Consider the following 12,852-nt stretch of genomic DNA (forward strand, 5'->3'; position numbering starts at 1 on the left):
TTACCAGCCCTTCGCCAGGCTCGTCTGCAACCGGGCGGCGCGCGCGGCCCGGAGCTGGAAGATCGCCTTCACCAGGGCCGGCGCGGCGATGAAGATGACGATCAGCGCCTGGAGCACGGTCACCAGCTCCAGCGAGATCCCGGAGTACGACTGCATCCGGTTGCCACCGGCCTGCAACGCCCCGAACAGCAACGCGGCCAGCAGCACCCCCCAGGGCTTCACGCGCCCCAGCAGCGCCACCAGGATGCCGTCGAAGCCGATCTGCGCGACCACCAGCGGGGTCAACGCGCTGGCGGTCGAACCCAGCACCATGTTCGAACCGCCGAGGCCCGCCAGGATGCCGGCGAAGACCATGATCAGGATGTACGTCCTCGTGACGCTGATGCCGGCGGTGCGGGCGGCGTCCGGGTTGGCGCCGACCGCCCGCAGCTCGAAGCCGAGCGTCGAGCGGTTCAGCAGCCAGGCGACCGCCCAGGTGGCCAGCACGGCCAGCAGGATGCCGGCGTGCACCCGCAGGTTGTCGCCGAGCAGTCGGGGCAGTTGGGCGGAGGTGTCCACCGCCTTGCTGATCGCGTCGGTGCGGTTCGGGTCCTGCACGCCGTTCTGCACGATCAACCAGGTGAGGAAGTACGTGGCGACGTAGTTGAGCATGATCGTGTTGATCACCTCGTGCGCGCCGGCGCGGGCCTTGAGGATGCCGGGGATGAAACCCCAGATCGCCCCGCCCAGGGCGCCGGCCAGCACCGCCACCAGCAGGTGCAGGCCGGGCGGCAGGGGCAGCAGGAAGCCGGCCAGAGCCGCCATGATCACACCGATGGTGGCCTGACCCTGTGCGCCGATGTTGAACAGGCCGCCACGGAAGGCCAACGCCACCGACAGGCCGGTGAAGACCAGCGGCGCGGCGTAGGTGAGCGTCTCGGAGATCGGCGCGAGAACGGCCTGCCAGCTGCCGGTGCCGTTCAACCAGCCGGAGAACGCCTCGGGGTCGAAGACCGAGCCCTTGAACAGGTTCGCGTACGCCTCGCTGACCAACGTCCAGCTGGAGGTGATCGCGTCGGACGGGCGGGAGGTGATGTACGAGTACGTGGACAGCACCGCCGGATCAGAAATGATCATCAGCACCGCGCCGACCACGATCGCCAGCACCAGCGACAGCAGGGTCACCGTGAAGGTGTTGGCGGCCCAGAGGTTGTCCATGAACAACCGGCCCAGACTCGGCTTCTGCTCCGGCTCCGGCGTGGACGCCGAGCCGCCCGGCTTGGTCGCCACCTCGGCCCGTTCGGTGTTGCCGAGCGCGTTCTGCGCGGCCTGCGCCTCGCTCACCGGCTCCTTGTCCGGCGAGCCGGACTGCGGGGTTGGGGGGTTGGTCATGCCTCGTCCTCGCTCGCGGAACCCGGGCCGCTCGCCGGGCTCCCGTCGGTGGCCGGCCCGTCGCCGGGCACGGCGTCCGTGTTGCGCTCGTGGGCCACGTCCGGGCTGATGCCGGCCATCAGCAGGCCGATCTCCTCACGCGGGGTGTCCGGGCCGACGATGCCGATGATGCGACCGCGGTACATCACCGCGATCCGGTCGGCCAGACCGATCACCTCGTCGAGTTCGCTGGAGACCACCATGACGGCGGTGCCGATGTCCCGCTCGCGGATGATCTGGCTGTGGATGAACTCAATCGACCCGACGTCGACGCCGCGGGTCGGCTGGGCGGCGATGAAGAGCTTCAGCGGCCGGGACAGCTCCCGGGCCACGATCACCTTCTGCTGGTTGCCGCCGGAGAGGGTGCCCACCGACGCGTCGGCCGATGACGTGCGGACGTCGAACTGCTCGATCCGCTCCTTCGCCGAGGCCGCGATCGCGTCCGGCTTGAGCGCGAGCCCGGCGCCGAACGGCGGTCGGTCGTAGATGTCCAGCACCAGGTTCTCCGCGACGCTGAACTCCTTGATCAGGCCGTCCACGCTGCGGTCCTCGGGCACGTAACCGACGCCCGCGCGGAGCACCTTCTTGGGCTTCCAGCCGTCGATCCGGTCGCCGACCAGGCTGACCGTGCCGGCGAGCACCGGCCGCAGGCCCATGATCGCCTCGATCAGCTCGGTCTGACCGTTGCCCTGTACGCCCGCCACGCCGAGCACCTCGCCCGCGCGCACGGTCAGGTCCACCCCGTCGACCGCGCGGATCTGCCGGTCGTCGTCGACGACCAGCCCGGTCACCTCCAGCACGGGTTCACCGGGGGTGGCCGGGGCCTTGTCCACGGTGAGCCGGACGTTGCGCCCGACCATCAACGCGGCCAGCTCGTCCCGGCTGGCGTCCGGCGAGGCGGTGCCCACGGTCTTGCCGCGTCGGATCACCGTGATCCGGTCGGCGATGGCCTTGACCTCGCCAAGTTTGTGGGTGATGAAGACGATCGACTTGCCGGCCGCCTTGAGCGACCGCATGACCGTCAGCAGTTCCTCGGTCTCCTGAGGGGTGAGCACGGCGGTCGGCTCGTCCAGGATGAGCAGGTCGACGTCACGGGTGAGCGCCTTGACGATCTCGACGCGCTGCTGGATGCCGACCGGCAGGTCCTCGATCACCGCGTCCGGGTCGACCCGCAGGTTGTAGCGCTCGGACACCTCGGTGACCTCGCGCCGGGCCCGTCGCCGGTCCAGGAAACCGGCGATGCCGCCCCGGACCTGCTCGGCGCCGAGCATGATGTTCTCGGCGACGGTGAAGACCGGCACCAGCATGAAGTGCTGGTGCACCATGCCGATCCCGGCACCGATCGCGTCGGACGGGCCCTTCAGCTTCAACGGCTTGCCGTCGACCAGGATCTCGCCCTCGTCGGGCTGGTAGAGCCCGTAGAGCACGTTCATCAGGGTCGACTTGCCCGCGCCGTTCTCGCCGAGCAGGGCATGAATCTCTCCAGGCTCCACCGTCAGATCGATGTGGTCGTTGGCGACCAGATCACCGAACCGCTTGGTGATGCCGCGCAGTTCGAGTCTCAGCGCAACCTCCTGGAGTGCGAGCGATGGTGCAGCCTAGCTGCCGTCAACCTGGCCGGAGCGGCCCGGTTGACGTGGTGCGCGATCGGCCGCTCCGACCCCCACGGTCACCCGCAGGGCCGAAGCGGCCGATCGGTCGTACCTGTCCCCCGCCGACCTCCCCGATGATCTCACCGGAGGGGCCGGGCGGTTGTCACTTGGTCGGCTGGGCCTTCGAGGTGACGGTGATGGTGCCGGCGGCGATGTCCGCCTTGATCTTGTCGACCTCGGCCTTCAGCTCGGCCGGAACCTTGCTGTCGAAGTCGTGGTACGGGGCGATCGAGACACCGGTGTTGGCCAGGGTGCCGACGAAGCCCGGGTTGGCCGGCAGCTTGTCGCCGGCGGCGGCCTTGACCACGGCCTCCTTGACGGCCTCCGGGATGTTCTTGACCACGGTGGTGATGATGGCCGAGCAGTCCGGGGTGCTCTCGCAGCCGTCGACGTCCACCCAGATGGTGCTGTACTTGCCACCCGAGGCCTTGGCCGCGGCGGTGGTGCCGAGGCCGGAGCCGCCGGCGACCGGCATGATGATGTCCGCGCCCTGGGCGACCAGCGCGTCGGAGACCTTCTTGCCCTCGTCCTGCTTGGCGAAGTCGTTGGTGAAGGAGCCCTTCTGGGTCTCCTTGTTCCAGCCCAGCGCCTGGACGTTCTTGCCCTTGGTCTTGTTGTAGTGCGTCACGCCGTCGACGAAGCCGTCCATGAAGATGGTGACCGGCGGGATCGGCAGACCACCGTAGGTGCCCACCTTGCCGGTCTTGCTCATCCCGGCGGCCAGGTAGCCGGCCTGGAACGCGGCCTGGGCGGTGTCGAACTGCATCGGGTAGACGTTGGCGTCACCCGGGTTCGCGTCGACGATGCCGAACTCCTGGTTCGGGTTCGCCTTGGCGATCTTCGAGGTGGCGTTGGCCATCAGGCCGCCGACCGCCAGGATGAAGTCGCACTTCTGGTTGACGTACTGCGTCAGGTTCGGCTCGTAGTCGGCCTCGGCCTTCGACGCGACGAACTTGATGTCGATGTTGTCGTTGGCGGCCTTGGCCTCCTGCAGACCCTTCCAGGCCGAGGTGTTGAACGACTTGTCGTCGATGCCGCCGACGTCGGTCACCATGCAGGCGCTGAACTTCTTGGCGCCACTGCCGGCGTTGTTGTCATCCTTGGGGGCCTCGCCACAAGCGGCGGCGGTGAGCGCGAGCCCACCCACCGCGAAGATCGAGGCGATCCGCATCCCACGCACCGAGCGCAAGACGTCTCCTTCCCATTGCACACCGCGCCTAGTGCGGTGGCAGCCCATCAGCCGACCTGCGGTGTGCCGCCGGCTGTCCCACGTTACGGACGGGAGCGTACGCCCGCGCCCACCCACCGGCCGACAATCGTGCACGACTGTTGAACGCCTGTTACCCGGGTGTAACCCTTGCGTGGGGCACGTCACTCTTCGTGCTGGTAAGTGAGCGCCACAGCGTCCGGAACGTCCGTTTTCCGGGGGAGGCTCCCCTCCCCGGACGTTACCGCCAAAAGACCGCGACCGCCGCGTTGACCAGGGTCAGGCCCACGATTGCCAGGAAGTGACCGCGGTTCACCACGTCCCGCTTCCGGGAGGAGGAGACCATGACAAAGATCAGCAGCGCGATCACCAGCTTTGTCACAAGCTTCGCGGGTGCCGGCTCGTCACCGTCGCGCAGTGGGGCGGACAGTCCGAGCCCGGTCAGCAACTGGATCACCGCCCCCCAGAGCATGGCCGGGTTGATCCGGATCCGACCGCTGAGGTATTGGGCGATCGACCCACCGAGCAGCAGGGCGAAGCCGATCAGATGGACATAGAGGAGGGTTAGTCGCAGCGCTTCCACGCCGCTCATCCTCTCTTATCAACGACGGTTTGTAGTAGGGGGTCGGGCGGTCGGCGCGTCGGCTCCGGCCCGACGCCGTTCAGGGCAGCCGCCAGACCTGGAACGTGGGCCCGTCACCGGGCAGGGTCAGCACACCGTCGGGGCCGGGCCGCAGCGGCGGGGCCCCGCCGTACACGTTCTCCGCGGGGGGCAGCCCGCCCAGTCGTACCGGCCCGCCGGACGTTCGGCGGGCGAGCACTAGCACCACCCCGGTCGGCGCCTCGCGCAGGAAGACCAGAGTGTCCGGGTCGTGGTGCAGCCAGCGCAGACCGCCGTGGCGCAGCGCCGGCTCCGCGTGCCGCAACGCGATCAGGGCGCGGTACGCGGCGAACGTGCCGGCGTCGGAGTCCTGCGGCCGGTGCCACGGCATCGGGGTACGCGACGACTCACCGTTGAGCCCGGTCAGGCCCCACTCGTCCCCCGCGAAGATCATCGGGGTGCCGGGCATCGTGGCGAGCAGACCGGCCGCGACCTCCTGGCGGGCGGCGTCGCCGACCACCGAGCGGATCCGGGCCGAGTCGTGCGAGCCGAGCAGTTGCCAGGAGTGCACGTACGAGCGCCAGGAGATCAGCGACCGATAGGCGTTCATGGTGGCCAGCACCGTGCCGGCATCCCGCCGGGGCACACCGCCCGGGATGCCGAGGAAGTTCGGCACCGGGTCGTCGCCGTGACGCAGCCAGGACCAGACCGGGTCGGTGAAGCCCACATAGTTCATCGTGCCGTGCCAGCCGTCGCGGTCCAGGTCACCGGTGTGGTCGTGGCCGTGCTCGGCCATCAGCAGGGCGTCCGGCCGCTCCCCGGCGACCACCGCGCGCAGCAGCGCCGCCACCTCGTGCGTGTACGCGTCGACGCCCCGCCGACCGGTCATGTTCGCCACGTCGACCCGCCACCCGTCCAACCCGTGGGGCGGTCGCAGCCAGCGGCGCAGCGGTGCGTCGTCATCGGTCGCGAACCGGCGGCGCAGCTCGGCGCTGCCCCAGTTGAGTTTCGGCAGGGACGCGACGCCGTTCCAGGACTCGTACGACGGCTCGCGGCGCGGCCCCGGACCCGCCGAGCCGGAGTCGTCGCAGTCGCCGACCTCGTCGAAGTAGTACAGCCCCCGCTCGGGCGCGCGCACGTCCAAGGAGGCGGCGGTGAACCAGTCGTGCCCGTCGCCGGTGTGGTTGCTGGTGATGTCGCCGAGCAGCCGCCAGCCCCGGGCGCGTACCGCGTCACCGAGCCGGGCCAGGGCGGTGTCGCCGCCGAGCAGCGGGTCGACCCGGTCGAAACTGGTCGCGTCGTAGCGGTGGTTGGAGCGGGCCGGGAAGACCGGGGTCAGGTAGACCGTGTTGACCCCGAGCCGGTCCAGATGGTCCAGCCGCTCGGTGATGCCGTCCAGGTCACCGCCGTAGAACTGGTGCGGTGTCTCCGGCCCCCTCCCGACGACCGGGGTGTCCCAGTCGCACGGGATGGCCCAGTCCGGCAGCGGCCGACCGTCGGCGGCCGCCGAGCGGGCGAACCGGTCCGGGAAGATCTGGTAGATCACCGCGTCCCGCGCCCAGGCCGGCGGCGCGGCGTAGGTGACCAGCTTGAAGTCGCCGTGGTCGGGCACGTCGTGGTCGACCACCCCGGCGGCGGTCAGCCAGCGGGGGCCGTGCCGCCCGGAGAGCAGGAAGCGGTAGTTGCTCACCGGGTTGCGGGTCTCGACCTCGGCCCGCCACCAGACCTCGTCGCCGTCGACACGATCCACGGTGGCCTCCCGGAAGCGGGGCTCCCCGTCGGCGGTCGTGCGGACGTGCACCTCGCGGACGTCGGCTCCGGCCGGCACCCGGACGAGGACGTCGACCGTCTCCCCCGGAGTGGGCTCCTGCTGGGCGACGTACAGCGGGGACCCGTCGTGGTGCGGCTGCGGCCCGGTCATCCCTTGACCGCGCCGGCGGTCAGGCCGGAGACGATGTAGCGCTGGAGAAGCTGGAAGACCAGCACGGTGGGGATGGCGGTGAGCAGGGTGCCGGCCGCGAAGATCCCGAAGTTGTCGTTGCGCTCGTTGCCCTGCAACAGGCCGTACATCCCGACCGCCAGGGTCTTGGAGTCGCTGCTGGTGAGGAACACGTTCGCCATCAGGAACTCGTTGATGGTGCCGATGAAGGCCAACAGCCCGGCCACCGCCAGGATCGGTGCCACCAGCGGCAGCATGATCCGGAAGAAGACCTGGGCATGGGACGCGCCGTCCATCGTGGCCGACTCGTCCAGCTCACGCGGCAGCGTGTCGAAGAAGCCCTTCATCAGCCAGGTGTTCACCCCGAGCGCTCCGCCCATGTAGAGCAGCAACAGGCCCCACGGGGTGTTGAAGCCGATCGCCGGCCACAGGTCGGTGATCGTGCCGAAGATCAGGTAGATCGCCACGATCGCCAGGAACTGCGGGAACATCTGGATCAGCAGCAACGAGAGCAGCCCCACGCGGCGACCGCGGAACCGCATCCGCGAGAAGGCGTACGCGGCCAGCGCGGACAGGAACACCGACGCGAACGACGCCACCCCGGCGATCAGCAACGAGTTGAGGAACCACCGCCCGAAGGCGGTGCGGTCGAACAGCCCGCCGAAATTGCCCAGCGACACCCCGCCGGTCGGCACCAACTCGGTGGTCGAGAGCGTGCCGAGCGGGTTGAGCGCGGCGGACAGCACGAACACGATCGGGAACAGGCTGAACAGCACGGCGAGCACGGCGACGAGATGCCGCCAGCCGACCTGGGCGAACCAGCGGTTACGCCGCCGGCCCGTCCGTTTGAGAATGGCCGTCGTCACGCCATCCACCTCCTGTTCGCGACTGCGGGGCTCGCAAGCTCACTCCTCGCACTCACGCGTACCCACCTTTTGTTCGCGACTGCGGGGCTCGCAAGCTCACTCCTCGCGCTCACGCGTACCCACCTTTTGTTCGCGACTGCGGGGCTCGCAAGCTCACTCCTCGCGCTCACGCGTACACCTCCTCCTGCTTGCGGGTCCGGCGGAAGCTGATCGCGGAGACGACCGCGACGATGGCGAAGATGAACAGCGAGATCGCGGCGGCGAACCCGAACTGCGCCCCCTGCCCGCCGAAGGCGAGCCGGTAGGTGTACGTGATCAGCAGGTCGGTCGCGCCGTTGGTGGGGTTGTCGGCCGGGAAGGGCGCACCCTCGGTGGTCAGGTAGATCGCGTTGAAGTTGTTGAAGTTGAACGCGAACGACGAGATCAGCAGCGGCGACAGCGCGACCAGGAGCAGCGGCAGGGTGACCGCGCGGAAGGACTGCCAGGGCGACGCCCCGTCGACCGAGGTGGCCTCGGTGAGTTCGCGCGGGATGGCCTGCAACGCACCGGTGGCGACCAGGAACATGTACGGGTAACCCAGCCAGAGCTGCACCAGGATGACGGCGAAGCGGGCTGTCCATTCCTGACCGAACCAGTCGACGTTCAGGCCGAACAGGCTGTTGATCAGGCCGAAGTCCGCGTTGAACATGTCCCGCCAGGCCAGCAGCATCGCGAACGACGGCATGGCGTACGGCAGGACCAGCAGCACCCGGTAGAAGTTGGTGCCACGCATCCGGGGTGAGTGCAGGACGAGCGCGATCAGCATTCCGAGCAGGAACGTCCCACCGGTGGAACCGATGGCGAAGGCGAAGTTCCAGACCAGGGTGCCGAGGAACGGCCCGGAGATGTTCTCGTCGGTGAGCACCCGGGTGAAGTTCTTCAGCCCGACGTTGACCTTCCAGCCCTGGGCCAGCCGCTCGCCGTCGGCGGCGACGAAGGCACCCGCCTGCTCGTCGGCGGTCCAGGTCTGCCCGGTCTCGGTGTCGCGTATGCAGTCACAGCCAGCGTCGTACGCCCGGACCGCCTTGCCCTCGTACGCCCGGGACAGCCCGCTGGAGCGCACCGCGCCACCGGCGGTCGGGACCACCAGGTCGGTGATCTCCTTGCTACGGGCGTTGGCCTGGCCGAAGGTCAGCACGTTGTAGCCGTCGGCGGCGGTGACCTTGCCGCCCGTGGCGATCGTGACATCGGCGGCGTCGAGTGGGCGGAGCCCTTTCGCGTCGCCGACGGAGACCGCACGGGTGGCCGGGTCGGTGACCAGGAAGAGCAGCGGACCGGTGGCCGGGTCGCCCCTGGTGGCGATCGACAGGGCGTACTCGGTGGACCCCGGCACCTGGGTGACCGACGAGGACCCGATCGCGACGATCGCCTCGTCCTTGCTGCCCCGGTGCCCGTCGCCGAAGTTCGTGAAGGCGGTGCTGGCGGTGTAGAGCACCGGGAAGACCTGGAAGGCGATCAGGAACAGGGTGCCCGGGACCAGGTACTTGGCCGGGATGTGCCGGCGGGTGAGGTACAGGTAGAACAGCCCGGCCGTGGACGCCGCCAGCAGGGCCAGGCCGGTCCACATCTCGGCGGCGACGAGCGGGAACGCCGCCCAGACGGCGATGCCGGCGGTCAGACCGAGCAGGAGCACCTTGCCGGCGATCCCGGTCAGGGTGATCGGGGCGTCGTCGCGCGAGCGCGAGGCACGTGGGCGCGGGGGTGGGGAGCCGGCGGGCTCCCGGCCCGGAGTCCGCGTGACGGACTCCGGGCCGGACAGCGGCGTACTCATTACTTGATCTGGCCGGAGATGGTCTTGCCGGCGGTGGTGATGGTGCTGGTCGGGTCGGCCCCGCCGATGACGGCGGCCTCGGCCTTGCCGAACGGGTCCCAGATCGCGGCCATCGCCGGGATAGCCGGCAGGACCTGGCCGTTCTTACCGGCCTCCTGGAACTTGGCCAGATCCGGGTCGCTGCCCTTGACCTGGTCGAGGGCGGCGGTCAGCGCCGGCGGCCGGGGCTCGGCGTTGTACAGCGCGACGGCCAACTCGGGTGTGGTGGTGTAGTTGGCCACGAACTCCTGGGCCAGCGCCTTGTTCTTGCCCTTGGCGGCGACGTAGAACGCCTGCACACCCACGAACGGCTGGGCCTCCTTGCCGCCGGCGAAGCCGGGGATGGCCGAGATGTCGTAGGAGATGTTGGCCTTCTTGACGTCAGCCACCGCCCACGGGCCGGAGACCAGGTACGCGCACTTCTTGCTGGTGAACGTCGAGATCGAGTTGGTGTCCGAGATGGAGCGCTTGAGCACACCCTCGCCCTTCTCGCCCAGCGCGCCGATCTTCTTGAAGGCCTCGACGGACTCGGGCTTGCCCACGCCCAGGTCCTTCGGGTCGTAGTCCCCGTTGGCGCCGGTGCCGAAGAGGTATCCGCCGGCCGAGGTGTAGAGCGGGTAGATGTGGTACGCGTCGCCGTTCTGGCCGACCTGGAGGCAGAGCGTCTCGGTGACCTTCTTCGCCGCCTTGAGCTTCTTGCCGGCGGCGACCAGGTCCTCGATGGTCTTCGGCGCCTCGGGGGCCAGCTCGGTGTTGCGGATCAGCGCCAGGTTCTCCTGCGCGTACGGCACGCCGTAGACCTGGCCGTTGAAGGTGACGGCCTTGACGGCGGTCTCGTTGAACGCGCTCTTCTGCTCGGCGGCGAGCTGCACGGGGTCGATGGCGCCGTTCTGCACGAGGTTGCCGATCCAGTCGTGCGCGCCGACCACCACGTCCGGGCCGCTGCCCTGCTGGGAGGCGGTGACGAAGTTGGTCTGGAGGTCCTTGCTGACGGCCTGGACCTCGACGGTGACGCCGTTCTCCTGGCCGAACTTCTCGGCGAACGGCTTGACGGCGGCGGTGCGCTTGTCGTCCGCCCAGATCACGAGTTTGCCGCCGGCGGCCTTGGGGGTCTCCTTCGCGGCCGGCTTGTCGCTGTCGCCACCACAGCCGGAGGCGGCGAGCGCCAGGGCGAAGAGGGCGACCACACCCGCGGTACGGATGCGCATCGGTACTCCTGTCGTCATGGCGGGTCCGCCGGGGGAAGGGCGGCCCGCCAGTGGGAACCTCTGGAAGTTCTTGCCATCCGGCGCATCGATGCTGCGCCGCTGCTCTCGCATGTTGCGGGGACGTTAGCAAGACGTTGCAAGTAATGGAAGGGTTTGCAGAGCGCCCCGCAAGAACTTGCCGGTGGGCTAAAGTGCCGCCATGCGCGCTCGACTGTCCGACATCGCCCAGCAGGCCGAAGTCAGCGAGGCCACGGTGTCGCGGGTGCTCAACGACCGCCCCGGCGTGGCACCGGAGACCCGGCAGGCCGTCCTCACCGCCCTCGACGTGCTCGGCTACGAGCGCCCCGCCCGGCTGCGCAAACGCAGCGCCGGGCTGGTCGGCCTGGTGGTGCCGGAGCTGGACAACCCGATCTTCCCCGCCTTCGCCCAGGTCATCGAGTCGACCCTCGCGCAGAGCGGGTTCACGCCGGTGCTCTGCACCCAGACCGCCGGCGGGGTGACCGAGGACGAGTACGTGGAGATGCTGCTGGACCGGCAGGTTTCCGGGATCGCCTTCGTCTCCGGCCTGCACGCCGACACCGCCGCCAACCACGACCGCTACCGGGCGCTGCTGGCCCGACCGTTGCCGGTCGTGATGATCAACGGATACGTGCCGGGCATCGGCGCCCCCTTCGTCTCCTGCGACGACCGGGAGGCGGCCGAGCTGGCCGTCGCCCACCTGGTCGCGCTCGGGCACCGACGGATCGGCCTGATCACCGGCCCGGACCGGTTCGTGCCCGTGCAGCGCAAGGTGGCCGGCTGGCGCTCGGCGATGACCCGCCTGGCCGGCGTCGCCGAATCCGACCTGGGCCCGCTGGCCGAGCTGTCGCTGTTCGGTGTGGAGGGTGGCGAGGCTGCGGCCGGCCGACTGCTGGACCGTGGCGTCACCGGCGTCGTCTGCGGCTCCGACCTGATGGCGCTCGGCGCGGTCCGGGCGGCCCGCCAACGCGGCCTCAGCGTGCCCGGCGACCTCTCCGTGGTCGGCTACGACGACTCACCGCTGATGGCCTTCACCGACCCGCCGCTGACCACCATGCGGCAGCCGGTCATCGCGATGGCGGTCGCCGCCGTCCGGGCCCTGGTCGACGAGATCAACGGACACGGCGCCCCACACTCGGAATACCTGTTCCGGCCGGAGCTGGTGGTGCGCGGCTCCACCGCAGTCGTTCCGACTTCCGCGCGACTGTCTTACGCAAGATCTGCTTGACTCTTGCAGCGGCAGGCCGGCATATTGCTCGGATGATCAGCAGCACCACCACCCCGCCGCATGCCACCGAGGACGACTGGTGGCGCTCCGCGGTCGTCTACCAGGTGTACGTCCGCAGCTTCGCCGACAGCGACGGCGACGGCGTCGGTGACCTCCAGGGCATCCGGCAACGACTGCCGTACCTGCGCGACCTCGGGGTGGACGCGCTCTGGCTGACCCCGTTCTACACCTCCCCGATGATCGACGGCGGATACGACGTCGCCGACTACCGCAACGTCGACCCGATGTTCGGCACCCTCGCCGACTTCGACGCCATGATCATCGACGCGCACGCCCTGGGCCTGCGGATCATCGTCGACCTGGTGCCCAACCACACCTCCAGCGCGCACCGCTGGTTCACCGCCGCCCTCGCCGCCGGCCCCGGCTCCCCGGAACGGGCCCGCTACCTCTTCGCCGACGGCCAGGGCCCGCACGGCGAGCTGCCCCCGAACGACTGGGAGAGCATCTTCGGCGGCGCGGCCTGGACCCGGATCGCCGACGGTCAGTGGTACCTGCACCTGTTCGACCCGTCGCAACCGGACCTGAACTGGCGCCACCCGGAGGTCCGCGCCGAGTTCGAGGACGTGCTGCGGTTCTGGCTGGACCGGGGCGTGGACGGGTCCCGCGCCGACGTCGCACACGGCATCATCAAGTCCGACCGCCGTCCGGACGTCGGCTTCAGCACGATAACCACCGACCAGCGGCAGGTCGACCTGATCGGCAATGGCCAGCTGCCCTACTTCGACCAGGACGAGGTGCACGATCTCTACCGTGCCTGGCCGCCCATCCTGGACAGCTACCCCGGCGGTCGGATGGCGTTGAGCCAGGGCGTGGC

10 protein-coding genes are annotated in these 12,852 nt (G+C 69.6%); 2 read left to right on the forward strand and 8 right to left on the reverse strand.

The features are described from left to right. The 8 genes from LADH09A_RS29810 to LADH09A_RS29845 all read right to left on the reverse strand — a co-directional run bounded on the left by LADH09A_RS29810 (position 1) and on the right by LADH09A_RS29845 (position 10,732). A complete protein-coding gene (locus LADH09A_RS29810; RefSeq protein ID WP_238648997.1) occupies positions 1-1,371 on the reverse strand; it encodes an ABC transporter permease in 1,371 nt (456 codons plus the stop codon). After that, positions 1,368-2,975 carry an ABC transporter ATP-binding protein gene (locus LADH09A_RS29815; RefSeq protein WP_238649004.1) on the reverse strand — a complete coding sequence of 536 codons (1,608 nt, stop codon included), beginning with the start codon at positions 2,973-2,975 and terminating at the stop codon, positions 1,368-1,370. The genes LADH09A_RS29810 and LADH09A_RS29815 overlap by 4 nt, the downstream gene beginning before the upstream one ends. Before the next feature lie 190 nt (positions 2,976-3,165). Then, positions 3,166-4,233, reverse strand: a complete 1,068-nt coding sequence (locus tag LADH09A_RS29820) for a BMP family lipoprotein (protein ID WP_238649005.1) — start codon at positions 4,231-4,233, stop codon at positions 3,166-3,168. Between the two features lie 277 nt (positions 4,234-4,510). Continuing rightward, positions 4,511-4,852 (reverse strand): hypothetical protein, encoded by a 342-nt coding sequence (locus tag LADH09A_RS29825; protein ID WP_238649006.1) that lies wholly within the window; start codon positions 4,850-4,852, stop codon positions 4,511-4,513. 79 nt (positions 4,853-4,931) lie between these two features. Next, complete coding sequence (locus LADH09A_RS29830) at positions 4,932-6,791, reverse strand: glycoside hydrolase family 13 protein (RefSeq protein ID WP_238648998.1); 1,860 nt, start codon at positions 6,789-6,791, stop codon at positions 4,932-4,934. Further along, entirely contained in the window at positions 6,788-7,675 is an 888-nt protein-coding gene (locus LADH09A_RS29835; RefSeq protein ID WP_238648999.1) for a sugar ABC transporter permease, read from the reverse strand. The genes LADH09A_RS29830 and LADH09A_RS29835 overlap by 4 nt, the downstream gene beginning before the upstream one ends. Positions 7,676-7,841: 166 nt before the next feature. Further along, the gene (locus tag LADH09A_RS29840; RefSeq protein ID WP_238649000.1) at positions 7,842-9,485 is read right to left on the reverse strand and encodes an ABC transporter permease subunit; all 1,644 of its coding nucleotides are present in this window, start codon (positions 9,483-9,485) and stop codon (positions 7,842-7,844) included. Next, positions 9,485-10,732, reverse strand: coding sequence for a sugar ABC transporter substrate-binding protein (locus LADH09A_RS29845; protein WP_238649001.1), 1,248 nt, complete (start codon positions 10,730-10,732; stop codon positions 9,485-9,487). The genes LADH09A_RS29840 and LADH09A_RS29845 overlap by 1 nt, the downstream gene beginning before the upstream one ends. 199 nt (positions 10,733-10,931) lie before the next feature. Here LADH09A_RS29845 and LADH09A_RS29850 point away from each other — a divergent pair, with 199 nt between their 5' ends. Both LADH09A_RS29850 and LADH09A_RS29855 read left to right on the forward strand, forming a co-directional pair. Continuing rightward, a complete protein-coding gene (locus LADH09A_RS29850) occupies positions 10,932-11,978 on the forward strand; it encodes a LacI family DNA-binding transcriptional regulator (protein WP_238649002.1) in 1,047 nt (348 codons plus the stop codon). A 32-nt stretch (positions 11,979-12,010) separates the two neighbouring features. Then, positions 12,011-12,852, forward strand: an 842-nt coding sequence (locus LADH09A_RS29855) for an alpha-amylase family glycosyl hydrolase (RefSeq protein WP_238649003.1), incomplete at its 3' end; no start/stop codon positions are given.

Origin of the sequence: Micromonospora cabrerizensis (genome assembly GCF_022230955.1) — a bacterium.
Taxonomy (GTDB): Bacteria; Actinomycetota; Actinomycetes; order Mycobacteriales; family Micromonosporaceae; genus Micromonospora; species Micromonospora cabrerizensis.